The 14339-nt window shown below is 42.4% G+C and carries 13 protein-coding genes; 8 read left to right on the top strand and 5 right to left on the bottom strand.

Features of this window, described 5'->3' with window-relative positions:
• Positions 1-292 precede the first annotated feature (292 nt).
• Positions 293-2752, top strand: a complete 2460-nt coding sequence (locus tag CXF80_RS11425; protein WP_101032984.1) for a class I adenylate cyclase — start codon at positions 293-295, stop codon at positions 2750-2752.
• 71 nt (positions 2753-2823) lie between these two features.
• Here CXF80_RS11425 and cyaY read toward each other — a convergent pair whose 3' ends face one another.
• Positions 2824-3159, bottom strand: coding sequence for an iron donor protein CyaY (gene cyaY, locus CXF80_RS11420; protein WP_101032983.1), 336 nt, complete (start codon positions 3157-3159; stop codon positions 2824-2826).
• Positions 3160-3238: 79 nt separating this feature from the next.
• On the opposite strand from cyaY, the gene lptM reads away from it, so the two are divergent.
• From lptM to CXF80_RS11390, 6 genes are all read left to right on the top strand, one after another.
• Entirely contained in the window at positions 3239-3421 is a 183-nt protein-coding gene (gene lptM, locus CXF80_RS11415; protein WP_198554847.1) for an LPS translocon maturation chaperone LptM, read from the top strand.
• A 20-nt stretch (positions 3422-3441) separates the two neighbouring features.
• A complete protein-coding gene (lysA, locus tag CXF80_RS11410; protein WP_101032981.1) occupies positions 3442-4686 on the top strand; it encodes a diaminopimelate decarboxylase in 1245 nt (414 codons plus the stop codon).
• A 40-nt stretch (positions 4687-4726) separates the two neighbouring features.
• Positions 4727-5554, top strand: a complete 828-nt coding sequence (gene dapF, locus CXF80_RS11405; RefSeq protein ID WP_101032980.1) for a diaminopimelate epimerase — start codon at positions 4727-4729, stop codon at positions 5552-5554.
• Between the two features lie 107 nt (positions 5555-5661).
• Positions 5662-6291 carry a DUF484 family protein gene (locus tag CXF80_RS11400; protein WP_101034757.1) on the top strand — a complete coding sequence of 210 codons (630 nt, stop codon included), beginning with the start codon at positions 5662-5664 and terminating at the stop codon, positions 6289-6291.
• 239 nt (positions 6292-6530) lie between these two features.
• Positions 6531-7430 carry a tyrosine recombinase XerC gene (gene xerC, locus CXF80_RS11395; protein WP_101032979.1) on the top strand — a complete coding sequence of 300 codons (900 nt, stop codon included), beginning with the start codon at positions 6531-6533 and terminating at the stop codon, positions 7428-7430.
• Complete coding sequence (locus CXF80_RS11390; RefSeq protein WP_101032978.1) at positions 7430-8170, top strand: HAD-IA family hydrolase; 741 nt, start codon at positions 7430-7432, stop codon at positions 8168-8170. The genes xerC and CXF80_RS11390 overlap by 1 nt, the downstream gene beginning before the upstream one ends.
• A 7-nt stretch (positions 8171-8177) precedes the next feature.
• On the opposite strand, the gene CXF80_RS11385 is transcribed toward CXF80_RS11390, so the two are convergent.
• Positions 8178-8678: an AlbA family DNA-binding domain-containing protein gene (locus tag CXF80_RS11385; protein WP_101032977.1), complete on the bottom strand. Its 501-nt coding sequence runs from the start codon at positions 8676-8678 to the stop codon at positions 8178-8180.
• 113 nt (positions 8679-8791) lie between these two features.
• Entirely contained in the window at positions 8792-9304 is a 513-nt protein-coding gene (locus tag CXF80_RS11380) for a hemerythrin domain-containing protein (RefSeq protein ID WP_101032976.1), read from the bottom strand.
• Positions 9305-9893: 589 nt separating this feature from the next.
• Here CXF80_RS11380 and CXF80_RS11375 point away from each other — a divergent pair.
• On the top strand, positions 9894-12890 hold the full coding sequence (locus CXF80_RS11375; protein WP_101032975.1) for a UvrD-helicase domain-containing protein: 2997 nt from the start codon (positions 9894-9896) through the stop codon (positions 12888-12890).
• A gap of 138 nt (positions 12891-13028) precedes the next feature.
• Here CXF80_RS11375 and fis read toward each other — a convergent pair whose 3' ends face one another.
• Both fis and dusB read right to left on the bottom strand, forming a co-directional pair.
• A complete protein-coding gene (gene fis, locus CXF80_RS11370) occupies positions 13029-13334 on the bottom strand; it encodes a DNA-binding transcriptional regulator Fis (RefSeq protein WP_011635942.1) in 306 nt (101 codons plus the stop codon).
• 23 nt (positions 13335-13357) lie between these two features.
• Positions 13358-14320: a tRNA dihydrouridine synthase DusB gene (gene dusB / locus CXF80_RS11365; protein ID WP_101032974.1), complete on the bottom strand. Its 963-nt coding sequence runs from the start codon at positions 14318-14320 to the stop codon at positions 13358-13360.
• Positions 14321-14339 lie beyond the last annotated feature (19 nt).

Below are 14339 nucleotides of genomic sequence, written 5' to 3'. Positions count from 1 at the left end.
TAGATCCATCAGATAGCCTCATTGAGGTAATGCTATCATTGCTCAAGCGATGATGTAACAAATCGATGGCAATTGTTTGAAGTCTGTAGAGCTTATTCTGGGCCTAGATCCTCGATTAACTTCTGGCGAAACTAAAAAAAAGTGCTACCATTATCACTGTTTTGGCGAAAACGTGAGGTTGGTTGGCTTTATTGGTGGTAATTGTAATAATAAATTAGTTTCTTATAATTATTTGTTATTAACGGTTTGTTTTTAAGCGTTTGTATTAGCCAAAGTATAAAGGATGTGAGTCTTGACCGATAAAACGGCATATTATCAAAAGGATCTAGCTGAGAAACTAAATAGCATCAGATTGACTAGAGTGCTTAATGTGTTGCCTGATTTACAGCAACATTTATTTCATCTCATCCCATTTTTAATTCAATATAATCAAATAGATGTTTCTGACATTATTGATCCTAAGACGCCGTGTGGAATACACAATTTTATATTGTCAGACGCGATGATTTCAGCATGTGATGCCTTGAGTTTACCTATTTCGGAGGCTATTGATTCAAGTGCTACGGCTTTTGAAGGCATATATGCCATGGGTAGCACTGCCAGTTTTGGACAAAACCCGCAAAGTGATATAGATATCTGGTTGGTTTACAACAGTAATCTTACCCAAGACCAGCTTAACTTAATCGAATATAAGAACAAACTCATTACTGACTGGTTTGCCGGTTTTGAGTTTGAAGTTAACTTTTATCTTGTGCATCCCATGCAATTTAGAGAATGCAGCGCATTTGATAATTGCCAGTCAGTAGGCATAGAACACAGTGGTAGTAGCCAACATTGGCTATTGTTAGAAGAGTTTTACCGCTCTCACATTCGACTCGCAGGCAAAATTGTTGCTTGGTGGCCCGATGCCGATAGTCAAGATACTGAATCTGATCCTAACTTACTGTATCTTGGTGATGTCAATTCATTGCCAGCAGGAGAGTATTTTGGTGCCTCATTATGGCAGCTTTATAAGGGCTTAAATAAACCTCATAAAGCTTTATTAAAAGTGTTACTGCTTGAAACATATGCTTCTGAATACCCACATACCCAGATGATAACCCAGCAAATTTGGCAATATTGTCAACAACAAGATTTTAGTGTTGATAACGATGCTTATTTACTGCTTTATCAACGTATAGAAGCTTACTTGATTGCTCAGGGAGAGCATAATCGTTTAGAAATTGTCAGACGTTGTTTTTACTTAAAGTCTGGCGTTACGTTATCGTGTGTATCACCTCATAGTGCGACAGACTGGCGGGTTGAAAAAATTAACAGTCTCGTTAAGCAATGGGGGTGGAGCCATGAGTTAGTTGCCACATTGGATAATAGCCCTTATTGGCATGCCGGCCAGTTAAAATGGTTCAATCAGCAGCTCAGTGAACTGCTATTAGTCAGTTACAAGAATCTATTAAAATTTGCCTCGAAACAAACGCTAAGTGAACGTATGCGGGTTGAAGAACTCGGCTTGTTGGCGCGTAAATTACACACTTATTTTAGTCATGATGACCATTTGTTGCAGCCTCTAAATCGTTTATGGAGTTTATCGACCGCGGAAAAGTCGTTAACGATCCGCCATTGCTTAAAGACATCACGATTTTATTTATATCGTCAACCTTATGACGAACTGGATCAATTTCAAGTCGATACTCGTTATCAACAAAACGCCTTTGATAATCATGCTATACACGATGCTGACAACATATGCAGCCTAGTTGCGTGGTCAGTGATGAATGGTCTGGCAACTTCAGAGACTCATTGGTTTCAAGTTGGGCGCAATAAAATGCGCGCCGACAAGCTAGGCTACCTTTCGCGTAAATTGATCCCTATCATGCATCATGTGCCCACGGTGTCTAAGCGCGATTTATGTGAGCCATGGTTTTATCAAAAAATTGTGTTTATTGCGAATATGGATGGTGATCCGACGACTCAATGGTTTGGACCTGAATCGATGCTGGATCATGCAAATGCCACTGTTTTATCCCTAGGTCAAACTAAACAGAATATGTTGTCATCAGTTGCAATCGTTTGCTTAGACAGTTGGGGTGAATGGCAATGTCATCGTTTTAACGGTCACACCGCATTACTTGAAGCGATTTCATTTATTATATTGGGATTAAAGCGTTCGAATGAACAAGTTGATTTATCGATTATTAGTTGCTCAGCCAAGTTAAAGCAACAGATTTTCAATCAGCTCAAAACACTGCTGTTACGTTGTTATGGTTTAATGAAGAAGGCGGATCAGACGAATACATTGATGCATTCAATAACGATTGGTGATCAACGATACCGTCTGTATTTTAATTCTTTAGGGATGATGTATCGTAAACGTGACTCGATGGCTCATAAAAAGAGTGATGAAACTTATGTGTTGCCGCGGCCTGATTTAGCGGATGATCCTCATTCGAGTGCGCCATCGGTGATCTACCAATATACAGTGATGGGTGCGAAACAGTACTTTTTACATAAACGTAATCAAATGCTGGATGTGTATATCGCGGATGAAATTAATCAGCTTGAGCATTTACAATATCAACATACTAACATCAATGATTTTGTTGCCCAAGAAAGTCACTTATACGTATTTGACGAGAAAAAACAACGACATCCTGTTTTTAATATGCCGCAGTTTTTCCAACTTGTACGCATAGAAGGTGAATTAACCGTTATGCCCTTTGGTTTGTCAAAAGATGAGATGGGCTCAGCATTTTAAGCATAAGCCCAATATCAATCACTATTTAATAACTCACTCAATCGCTATCACAAACTCAAACAATGGGACATTTATGGGTTTATCTTGAGCACAATACCGCTTTGCTTGTTAATTGCATCAATCACGAAAGGCATAAATTCCAACCCATTACGGGTATCTAACCATTTTTCGTCATTATAATTAAAGTGATAGCCACCAGATTTCGTGGCTAGCCAAATTTCATGAAGCGGTTCTTGTTTATTGATGACGATTTGCGAACCATCTTCAAAAGCCAACTGCAAAACATTGCCGCTTGCATTGATATCGACATCGGCATCTTGCTCGTCAATTGCTTTTTCTACCGCGTTTTCTATCTCGGCAAACATTTCATCGGCTAATCGATGAAATTCAGTATCTGTAATAGCCATGTATTTCTATCCTTTGCTTTCTGCGTTATGAATGCGATTATAAGTCCATTATTAACTAGATGCACAGATGTTGAGAAAAATGAGACTGCTTTTATTTATTATGCTTGCTAGCCTATTCGTAACCGCATGTGGTCAAAAAGGGGTTTTGTACAAAACACCTGAGCCAGTGGTCAATAAAGTCGCCCCAAAATCTGCCAGCACAGATGTGCTAAAGCAAACAGAGGAACTCGACTCTCAATCCTCAATTTCACAACAAGAATAGCATTTATAAGGGACCGTATTTTGGATTACTTTTCTTATCAAAATAATTCACTATTCGCAGAAGACTGCGATGTAGCAAAATTGGCCAAGACTCATGGCACGCCGCTGTACATATATTCTCGTGCCACATTAGAGCGTCATTGGCATGCCTTTAATAATGCCGTTGCTGATCATCCTCATCTTATTTGCTATGCAGTGAAAGCCAATTCAAACCTTGCGGTATTAAATGTATTGGCCCGTTTAGGCAGTGGTTTTGATATTGTCTCTGGCGGTGAGCTCTCGCGTGTGCTGCAAGCGGGCGGCGATCCTAACAAAGTGGTTTTTTCTGGTGTGGGCAAAACCGTTGCCGAAATGGAGCAAGCTCTCAACATCGGGATTTACTGTTTTAATGTTGAGTCGAGTGCCGAACTTGAACAGCTCAATGATGTTGCCGGGCGATTAGGGAAAGTGGCACCCGTTTCGTTGCGAATTAATCCTGATGTTGATGCCGGTACTCATCCTTATATTTCGACAGGTCTTAAAGAAAATAAATTTGGCATCGCAATGGATGAAGCCGAAGTGGTTTTTGCCCGTGCGGCTCAATTAGCTCATTTACATGTTAAAGGGGTTGATTGTCATATTGGTTCTCAGCTCACTGAAATAAAACCTTTCTTAGATGCGATGGATCGCATGCTTGCGTTGATAGACCGTTTAGGTGAGCTAGGTATTGAGATAAAACATTTTGATGTAGGTGGCGGCTTAGGCGTGACTTATAACGCTGAAACTCCGCCACATCCCGATGCTTATGCTGCAGCATTACTTGAACGATTAAATGGACGTAAGTTAACGTTAATTTTTGAACCGGGTCGTGCGATTGCGGCTAACGCAGGTATTTTCGTCACTCAAGTGCTTTATTTAAAAGAAAACAGCGATAAGCGTTTTGCGATTGTCGACGGGGCAATGAATGATCTTATTCGTCCATCACTTTACAGCGCATGGCAAAATATTATTCCGGTACAACAAAATGATGCGCCAACGTTTGCTTATGATATCGTAGGCCCAGTGTGTGAGACCGGTGACTTTTTGGGTAAAGACAGGCAGTTAGCGGTAAAAACGGGTGACTTCTTAGCGGTTCGCTCTAGTGGCGCTTATGGTTTTGCGATGGCCTCAAATTATAATTCTCGCCCAAGAGTCGCTGAAATTATGGTTGATGGTGGTGATGATTTTGTTGTTCGTCAGCGCGAAACGCTACAACAACTTTGGCAAGGCGAACATTTATTGCCATAGGCAGTAAGCTAGCGGCATAACGTTTTATAAGGAAACTTTTGTGATCCATTTCACTAAGATGCACGGACTGGGTAATGACTTTATGGTTGTTGATGGCGTAACACAAAATGTGTTTTTTTCGCCTGAGCAAATTCGCCGTCTTGCAGATCGCAATTTTGGGATTGGTTTTGATCAACTACTGTTGGTCGAGCCGCCCTATGATCCTGATTTAGATTTCCATTATCGCATCTTTAATGCCGATGGCAGTGAAGTTGAACAGTGTGGCAACGGTGCTCGCTGTTTTGCTCGTTTTGTTCGAAATAAAGGCTTAACCCAAAAAAATAAAATTCGCGTGAGTACTAATTCAGGCAAAATCACGTTACGGATTGAGCGTGATGGTAACGTGACAGTCAATATGGGCGTACCTGTTATCGAGCCAAGCCAAATTCCGTTTAAAGCCAAAAAAAGCGAAAAAACATACTTACTACAAACCTCAATGCAAACTTACTTATGTGGCGCTATTTCAATTGGTAATCCACACTGTGTCATCGACGTCGAGGATGTGCAAACCGTGGCCGTTGATGAAATTGGTAGTATGTTAACCCGTCATGAGCGCTTTCCTAAAGGCGTGAATGTGGGCTTTATGCAAGTCATTACCCCTGGACATATTAAATTACGGGTATATGAGCGTGGTGTGGCAGAGACGTTAGCTTGTGGTACAGGAGCCTGTGCCGCTGCAGCGGTTGGGCAATTACAAGGTAAGCTTGATAAGCAGGTGAGAGTTGACTTACCTGGTGGTAGTTTAGTGATCAATTGGGACGGTGAGGGTAAACCTCTGTGGATGACTGGACCGGCTGAACACGTATATGACGGACAAATACAATTATGAGTGACATTACCACTGAAGCCAGTTTAACCAATGAGGCCACTGACGATACTGTTAGCAGCGCTCAAGCAAAAGATATTAATTCAATTGGCCAAGATCTTGGTGCCGATATGATGGTGAGTATGCAGCAAGCGCCGTTTGATGAAATGTTGATCCGCGAATACTTATTGGATAATCCTGACTTTTTTAATCGCTATCCTGAGCTGTTAGTCGCCATGCGTATACCGCATACTGAACGCGGCGCGGTATCATTAGTTGAACGCCGCCAAGAGCTATTGCGTCAACGAGTGGGTCAGCTCGAAGAAGAAATTACTTCGCTAATGAATATTGCGACTCATAACGAGAGAATATTTAAATTTAATACTGAGTTATCGTTTAAAATGCTTGCGAGCCAAGACTTGGGTGAGCTGCGTCTAGTGCTGTCAGAGGGGTTGAAAACCGAGTTTGGCTTTAGTCATGTCAGGTTGATTACTGTGCACGATATCGACAGTGAATTAGCTAAGATTTGGCGTCATCGAGTCCAAAACGGTTATTACTTTGGCCGGTTAACCCAGTCAGAATCTAAACGTTTGTTTGGTAGCGAAGTCGGCTCTGTGGCATTAACTAAATTATCTGATGAAAATGGCCAGGTGATATTTGCCATCGCAAGTAAAAATCCAACCCATTTTCATCCCGACATGGATTCGTTGTTATTTAGCCAATTGCGTCGTTTGCTGGACCATATGTTGCCGCAACTGTAATCGTTAATGCCAAGTGTATTGTTTAGGATACACGGATTAGGTCAATCGTTTGTAACCACTTAGTCGCCATTCTAATTTGAGATGTTGGTATCAAAATGTAATCTAAATGCTCAGGACTAAGTCATTTATGCTTAGTTCAAGGCAAAAAGCGTAGTTTAGTGTGTTAAATGAGCATTTTTCAACAATGAAATAGGCTTAAATGGCGACGGCCTGAGTAGTTACAATCTGGGAGTACCTTGATGAAGCCAACAGACTGGCAAACGATATTTAGCCAACATTTGACCTCAGAAAGACAGCTTTCAGCCTATACCGTGCGTAACTATATGTTTGAACTGCGTCGAGTTGAAGCCATCTTAACGGAACCAACCAACCTCATAGATGCCACTCGTGAACAACTGCAATCTGTACTGGCAAGGTTACATCGTAAAGGATTGAGTCCTCGATCCTTGTCTTTGTGTTTGTCTGCCTTAAAACAGTTCTTTGATTTTTTATTGCGAGAAGGTGCCGTAACGGTAAACCCAGCACAGACCTTAAGTGCACCAAAACAAAATAAACCCTTACCAAAAAATATGGATGTGGATGCCGTTAGTCATTTATTGTCCATAGCGGGCGATGATCCTTTGAGTTTGCGTGACAAAGCCATTATGGAATTATTTTATTCAAGTGGTTTACGTTTAGCCGAGCTAGCCAGCTTAGATTGCGCTGACATCAAGTTTGATCAACGTGAAGTTAAAGTCATGGGTAAGGGCAGTAAACAGCGTGTTGTGCCTATTGGTAAGCTAGCCTTACAGGCATTGACCGCTTGGCTGAATTGCCGTAATCAACTACCTTGCGCTGAAGCAGGAGATGCGTTATTTGTCAGCAGTCAAGGCAAACGATTGTCTCATCGTAGTATTCAAGCGCGTATGGCTAAGTGGGGACAAGAGCAAGCCATGGCGGTCAAAGTTCATCCGCATAAGTTGCGCCATTCGTTTGCAACCCATATGCTTGAATCAAGCCAAGATTTACGTGCCGTACAAGAATTACTCGGTCATGCTAACTTATCGACGACACAAATTTATACCAGTTTAGACTTTCAACACCTTGCCAAAGTGTACGATAACGCGCATCCAAGAGCGAAAAAAGACAGGGGGAAATAATGCCATCGCCATTGCCTAAAGCTTCAATAATCCAATATCAGCGTCTACAAACGTTTAGCGCGATTAGTTTTGACTTAGACGACACGCTGTACAATAACCTTCCTTATGTAATGCATGCCAGTGAGCAACTGTTTTGGTACATTAATCAAAGCTATCCCGCTACAACAGCATGGAATGTCGATCAATGGCAGCAACTCAAACATGCGCTGTTTACGCGACACCCAGAGTTAGCTCATGATACCAGTGCCGCCCGCTATGCCATGTTGCACCAAGGTCTTTTACACTTTAATTATAGCGAAGTTGAAGCCAGTAAAGGGGCACAAGATGGGATGACCTGTTTTCATCATCATCGTAGTAATTTTACCATTGATAATAATGTGATGCAGTTGCTAGAACGTCTCAGTCAACGCTACCGACTTATCGGTATCACCAATGGTAATGTCGACACCCAACGTATTGGGTTAGATAAGGTGATGCAATTTGTATTACACCCAGGTCATGGCGTTAAAATGAAACCTGCAGCCGACATGTTTACCCTCGCTTGCCGCCAGTTAGATATTAGGCCGTCGGCGTTATTGCATGTGGGCGATCATCCGCTGTCCGATATTGCTGGGGCGAAAATGGCGGGCTGCCAAAGTGTCTGGTTAAATCCATGTATGCAGCAACGGCATAAAAAAGCACAACCGGTATTACCGCATATTGAAATCAACCAATTGGATTTACTGCTCGAGTTGCTTTAGCGCGGATTTAGCCTTTTAGGTCGATACCTGCTTTAAGGCTCATTTGTTCCACTTGCTCGCGGCTAGCATGCATATCAGCATCACCTACACGAAAGTAGGTGCCGCTATAAGGATCGGTGCCGACGTAGATAGGTCTTATTTTTACGTCGACGCAGGGTACATGGATGCGAATAAGCTTTTTAGACATGATTTCGATAATTTGCACATCAGTCGGCGCTAAAATATTGTGACTGATTTTTTTCGGATTTTGTAAAATTGTCCAAATTTCACTGAGCATCGGCATCGGATTAACAATCCCTTCAATCGTAAAATCACCATGCAGTTCTTTTACGCCTAAAATAATTTCACCGCCTAAGGTATTGGCAAAAGCGCTGTAGCTTTCCCACATGCCTTCGGGCAAAGTACCCTTGCCGTCTCGTCCACCCGCTAACTTAAACTCTACTTGGGCAGACTCATGTAAATTGGCGATGTCGTCTAGGGCAAATGTTGGGTAATGATGAGGGGACATACTGACTCCATAATATTGCTGGCAATGTTACTGTATGAAGTTTCGCTAAAAAAAGGAAGCAAATCCGCTTGGGTTAAGTCGGCGTTGCTTCTCAAGAAGGGGATTTGAGTAAATTATAGTGATAATGTTTTGGGGAACAATAGGGTGTTTTCAACGTCAATATGAGTTTGTAAGTCGGCATCAAATTCAGCCAAGGTGCGATAACATGCTTGCCATGTGTGGCAAACGCCTGCAGGAATAGTGTAGTCATTGGTTAAGCGTCGAATAGTATGAAGCATGAGGTCGGCATTATCATGCTCGTGCAACATCATGTTAATCGGGTTGCCAATATGGCCAAAACAGCCATTGACAGGCTGACCTAAGCTGAGGGATTTAATCGCTGGAAACAGGATCTGTTCTTCTTTCATCAAGTGGGGCATTAATTCGTCAATTAACTCGCGTACACATTGCGCCAATGGTTTGATCTCATCATGATCATCACCATGAGCACGAAGCATTTTTTCGGTGTACTCAATCAATAATGGCGCGGTTTCACGGATATACCTATGGTGAGTCGCTTCAATATGATCGATTAAATCAACCAGCGATAATAGTGATAACTGTTCAGTTGTTTGCGGTGTTGACATGAGCCACTCCAAAGATGCACATAATTTACATGTATATTATATGCATCTTTGAATGGCTTCAATTTACTCGTAATGGTTTTGTTAGCTGGTTCACATATTCGGTGCCAATTTATACATTATTGAGTAGACGATTCAGCGCTATTTAATCTGGTTGCACTAGATTGATTTGGCTTGTTTTAGTTTAACGACAACGGAACAAGGCGATAATTATGGCTAATTGATATGTAAATAATTGTTTGGGTCCACTTCACCATACAAACAATCCCTTAGTCGGTATCTGGCTGCAGTTATGTCATCAACGGCGACCAGCATGTCAACAATGCGGATGTAGATGAGCATTTTTCGAGAATTTATCGGGTGTTCAATAGGCCGTCGAGCGCCGAGTTACACTTAAGGCGGTATCGCACTACAGGTTATTGACAACATTTCGGGGGGCTCTTCGTTAAGCCTGTGAGTTGCTTAGCACATTCACTTAAATGCCGACGAGGTGTATTATTGCTTTAAATCCGTAATGGCTAATTATTTGCTGTAAAGTTATCTTCAATATTAGTCGGTTAACCCCTGAAACCATTTAGTCATAGGTTTTACATTGTCAGCAGAATATTCAGTTAAACATATCCCTCACAGTTGGTTTGGACATTTGTATCAGCGCAGTGCCAATGCGCTTGAGTTAACGACAGAGGGCATCACCTTTATTTCAACTCAAGGCCAGTTTTTAGCACGATTTAGACAGACTCATCAATTGCTCAATGCTGGCCATCTATCGTGGCAGCAGTTAGATCACCCGCCAATTTTTAGTGCCAGTTTACTCGGTAGCTTGCTAAGTGTGAATGCCGCCGGTACTTGTTATCAAATTCCATTTCTGAGCTATTTCGCTAAGTCTCATTTTAAACAACAAGTCGAATTACTCTGGGCCTTATCCCATGCAAACCAGTTATGTGATTTGATATCTCGAATTGAAAAAGCAATATCGAGCCGTTATTTACGCCGGTCATTGGTTGACAAAATACGCCCGAGAATTGAGCGAGAATACCGCCGCTGGTTTCCCTGGAGTGACAGCGTCGAATTGCCCACAAAAACACGCGCGGCGTTAACTCAATTGCGCGATTTTTACCACTGGAATAATGCGGATGTGGAGCATATTCGTGAGCATTATATTCAATCTCAATTACTCGCGTTTGCTGACTTTTTCGATCATGTCGAATCAAACCCATTAACCGATAAACAGCGCCGTGCATGTATTATTGACGACGATAACAATCTGCTGTTAGCGGGTGCGGGAACCGGTAAAACCAGTGTAATGGTTGGCCGCGCGGGGTATTTAGTTGCCAGTGGTCAAGCTCAAGCGGATGATATTTTATTATTGGCTTATGGTAAAAAAGCCGCCAAAGAAATGGACCAGCGAATTAAACACCAGCTTGGCACCGATGATATTAAGGCGAGTACGTTTCATAGTTTAGGATTGAAAATCATTGCCGAGGTTGAAGGTGTTAACCCCAGCTTGTCACCTTGGGTAAACGATGAGCAGGCTAAAGATAAATGGGTGCACAATCGCTTACAAACCTTGATTGAAGATGAGCCTTATCGTAAACAAGTTTTCGACTACTTTAGTCATTTTTATTACGTGGAGAAAAACCCGTTCGAATTTACCACCGAAGGTGATTACTTTGAATATCTAAATGATAACGACATCCGCTCATTAAAAGGCGAAAGAGTGAAAAGCTTTGCTGAGCTGTATATCGCCAATTGGTTATTTATTAATGGCATTGAATATCAGTATGAAGCCAAATATGAATATGACGTCAGTACAGTTGATTTTCGTCAGTATCAAGCTGATTTTTATCTTCCACAACATCACGTTTACATTGAGTATTACGCTATCGATGGCGCCAATAATACTGCGCCTTATATCGATAACGCTGCGTATTTTGCATCAATGGAGTGGCAACGTCAGTTACATAAAAAACATCAAACTAACTGCATTGAATTATTTTATTATCAGCACAAAAAAAATCAGTTAATCAACAGGCTCGAGCAGGCCTTAACGGTATTTAAAGTTAACTATTCGCCATTGCCTGACGACGCCATATTGGCAACCCTTTATAAGCTAGGACGAGTGACTGAGTTGGCTAAACTGTTCAGTCAGTTAATCGGCTTATACAAAGCGGCTTGTGTTGATGAAAAAGGCTTAGAGCAGATATTTGCCAATGCTGGCGATCCTCAACAAACCCGTAAAGCGTTTGAATTGTTGCAGCCCATTTTACAGCAATATCAGCAGCATTTATCTGCCAGCGGTGATATCGACTTTGAAGATATGATCGCTAAAGCGCTCGGTTATCTGCAAAGCGGCCAATATGTTAGCCCGTGGCGATATATTATGGTCGATGAGCTTCAGGATATTTCAGAACCTAGAGCGCGTTTAGTGCGTGCCCTGCGAGATTCGAGAGCGAATACGAGCAACACTGATACCTCACTATTTTGTGTTGGAGATGATTGGCAGGCCATCTATCGCTTCAGTGGTGCGGATGTCAGCTTAACGACTCAATTTTCGCGCTATTTTGGCAATACTACCGAAACATATTTAGACCTTACGTTTAGATTTAATAACCGTATCGGCGAAGTAGCCAGTGCCTTTGTGAGCAAAAACCCTAATCAAATCAACAAAAATATTCATTCGTTAGTACAGGTTGTCGATCCTGCGATATCAATACTTCGCCGCGGCGCCAATGAGGGCGCAACCAAAGATGAACCGAGTAGCAATGCATTAGAGCAAGCCTTGAATGCGCTGTCTGTCCGCGTAGCTAAAGCCACTGATAAGCCCACAACTAAACCGACAGTATACTTACTGGCACGCTTTTGGTTTCAGCTGCCAGATAAAGATCTGCTGCGTCAGTTAACGGTTAACTACCCCATGTTAGTGATTGAGTGTTTATCGTTTCATGCATCCAAAGGTAAAGAGGCTGACTATGTGGTGATCATGGGGCTGACACAAGGCATACATGGGTTTCCGTCAAAAAAAATGACCCCACCAATACTCGACGCTTTCTTGCCTCAAGCTGAAGATTTTGAATTTGCCGAAGAACGGCGATTATTTTATGTCGCACTGACTCGAGCAAAGCATCGGGTTTACGTGTTAGCCGATATGACCAATGCCAGCCCATTTTTGGTCGAACTTATTCAGCAGCACTATGCCATTGAACAGAATGAATTCAGTAGGTCTTTGGTGCAAACACTGTTTGAGCAGATCAAATGTGCTCAATGTACTACGGGCACGCTAATACCGGGAACCGGCAAGTTTAAGTCATTTTTCTCCTGCTCACATTCTCCATTATGCGATCACAAACAAGCAGGCTGTGATCTCTGTGGCAGCCCAATGACTCGCAAACGCGCTAAAGGTTTCACTATTTGCTTAAACGATAATTGTGGTCACATGGCACCATTGTGCAACATATGTGGCGCTGATATGACCTTAAGAGAAAGTGCCCGTGGGGCTTTTTGGGGCTGTAAAAATTATCGAGGTAATAGTGGGCTCAGCTGTAGCCATACCATTGCTACAGAGAAAATCACTCGGCTACAGGCACATTAGTCATTAAAAAGGGATGTTTCTCATCGTCTTTAACGCTTGGTGATAAGTGGTGTGTCATTATGGGGGTAACGGATAAAACAAAACGGGCTTTCCATTGCTGGAAAGCCCGTTTTATTACAATCACTTAGACGCTAAGTCTTAGTTCATGCCATATTTCTTTAATTTCTTACGTAAAGTACCACGGTTGATACCTAACATATTAGCAGCGCGCGTTTGGTTGCCACGAGTGTGTTGCATGATGATGTCTAGTAAAGGCGCTTCAACTTCGCACAATACCATTTCATATACTTCAGAAGCTTCCTGACCGTCTAACTGTGAGAAGAAGTTAGTTACGGCACGTTTAACTGCGTCACGTAATAACTGCGGCTTGATAGTGCCGTTTGCTGTTTCGATTTTGCCTACGGTAAGCTGGTGAACTTCTGTGTTAGTTGTCTGATCAAACATTCTATTCTGCTCTTTATTAAATTCTAAACTAATTCATCAAAATAACATTCTACGAAGGAATGTTGCTGGGCAGCGGTTTCAAGCCTATTGAAGTCAGCACGAAATTGACGCTGTCCCTCATGGTTTAGGTACCACCCGACATGCTTTCTAGCAAATCGGACACCTTTGTATTCGCCATATAAGTCACAAAGTTTCTTAAGGTGTTCAAGCATTACTGTGCGTTGCTCTTCTGCCTTAATTGGCGCTAACTTTTTACCTGTTTCCAGGTAATGTAGGATTTCTTTAAAAATCCATGGCCTTCCTTGTGCACCTCTTCCTATCATCAGGGCATCGGCGCCAGTGTAGTCAAGTACAAACTTGGCCTTCTCCGGTGTGTCGATGTCCCCGTTGGCGATAACAGGAATTGAGACAGTCTGTTTAATTGCTTTGATAGTGTCGTACTCGGCAAAGCCTTTGTACATGCATTGTCTTGTTCGGCCGTGAACGGCGAGCGAGGCAATACCACAATCTTCAGCAATTTGGGCTATTTCAACACCATTACGATGTTCAGGCTCCCAACCTGTGCGGATCTTTAACGTTACTGGTACATCCACTGCTGCGACCACGGCTTGTAAAATCTCTTTTACTAAGCTGGGGCTTTGCATTAGCGCTGAACCCGCAAATTTTTTATTCACTTTCTTTGCTGGGCAGCCCATATTGATATCAATGATGTGCGCACCTTGTTCAACGTTGAACTTAGCGGCATTGGCCATTAAATCAGGATCTGCACCTGCTATTTGTACCGAGCGTATCCCTTCTTCGCCAGAATGCATCATGCGCTGACGGCTTTTATCGCTGTCCCAAACATCGGGGTTCGACGAAAGCATTTCTGATACGGCCAAAGCTGCGCCATAGCGTAAACAGAGATTTCGGAAGGCTTGATCGGTGACACCTGCCATTGGTGCGGCAATCAGCTGATTAGACAGTTGATACGGGCCAATTTGCATTATGTACTTCACCTTGCTC

Source organism: Shewanella sp. Actino-trap-3 (genome assembly GCF_002836275.1).
Taxonomy (GTDB): domain Bacteria; phylum Pseudomonadota; class Gammaproteobacteria; order Enterobacterales; family Shewanellaceae; genus Shewanella; species Shewanella psychromarinicola.
Note: the sequence above shows the minus strand (reverse complement) of the source record. Positions and strands in the feature narration are given on the sequence as shown.

Bases quoted from the DNA above. Each gene is read 5' to 3' on its own strand.
- fis (WP_011635942.1), bottom strand. From the start codon at position 13,334: ATGTTTGATCAGACAACTAACACAGAAGTTCACCAGCTTACCGTAGGC.
- xerC (WP_101032979.1), top strand. From the start codon at position 6,531: ATGAAGCCAACAGACTGGCAAACGATATTTAGCCAACATTTGACCTCA.
- CXF80_RS11385 (WP_101032977.1), bottom strand. From the start codon at position 8,678: ATGTCCCCTCATCATTACCCAACATTTGCCCTAGACGACATCGCCAAT.
- dusB (WP_101032974.1), bottom strand. From the start codon at position 14,320: ATGCAAATTGGCCCGTATCAACTGTCTAATCAGCTGATTGCCGCACCA.
- cyaY (WP_101032983.1), bottom strand. From the start codon at position 3,159: ATGGCTATTACAGATACTGAATTTCATCGATTAGCCGATGAAATGTTT.
- CXF80_RS11390 (WP_101032978.1), top strand. From the start codon at position 7,430: ATGCCATCGCCATTGCCTAAAGCTTCAATAATCCAATATCAGCGTCTA.
- lptM (WP_198554847.1), top strand. From the start codon at position 3,239: ATGAGACTGCTTTTATTTATTATGCTTGCTAGCCTATTCGTAACCGCA.
- CXF80_RS11400 (WP_101034757.1), top strand. From the start codon at position 5,662: ATGATGGTGAGTATGCAGCAAGCGCCGTTTGATGAAATGTTGATCCGC.
- CXF80_RS11380 (WP_101032976.1), bottom strand. From the start codon at position 9,304: ATGTCAACACCGCAAACAACTGAACAGTTATCACTATTATCGCTGGTT.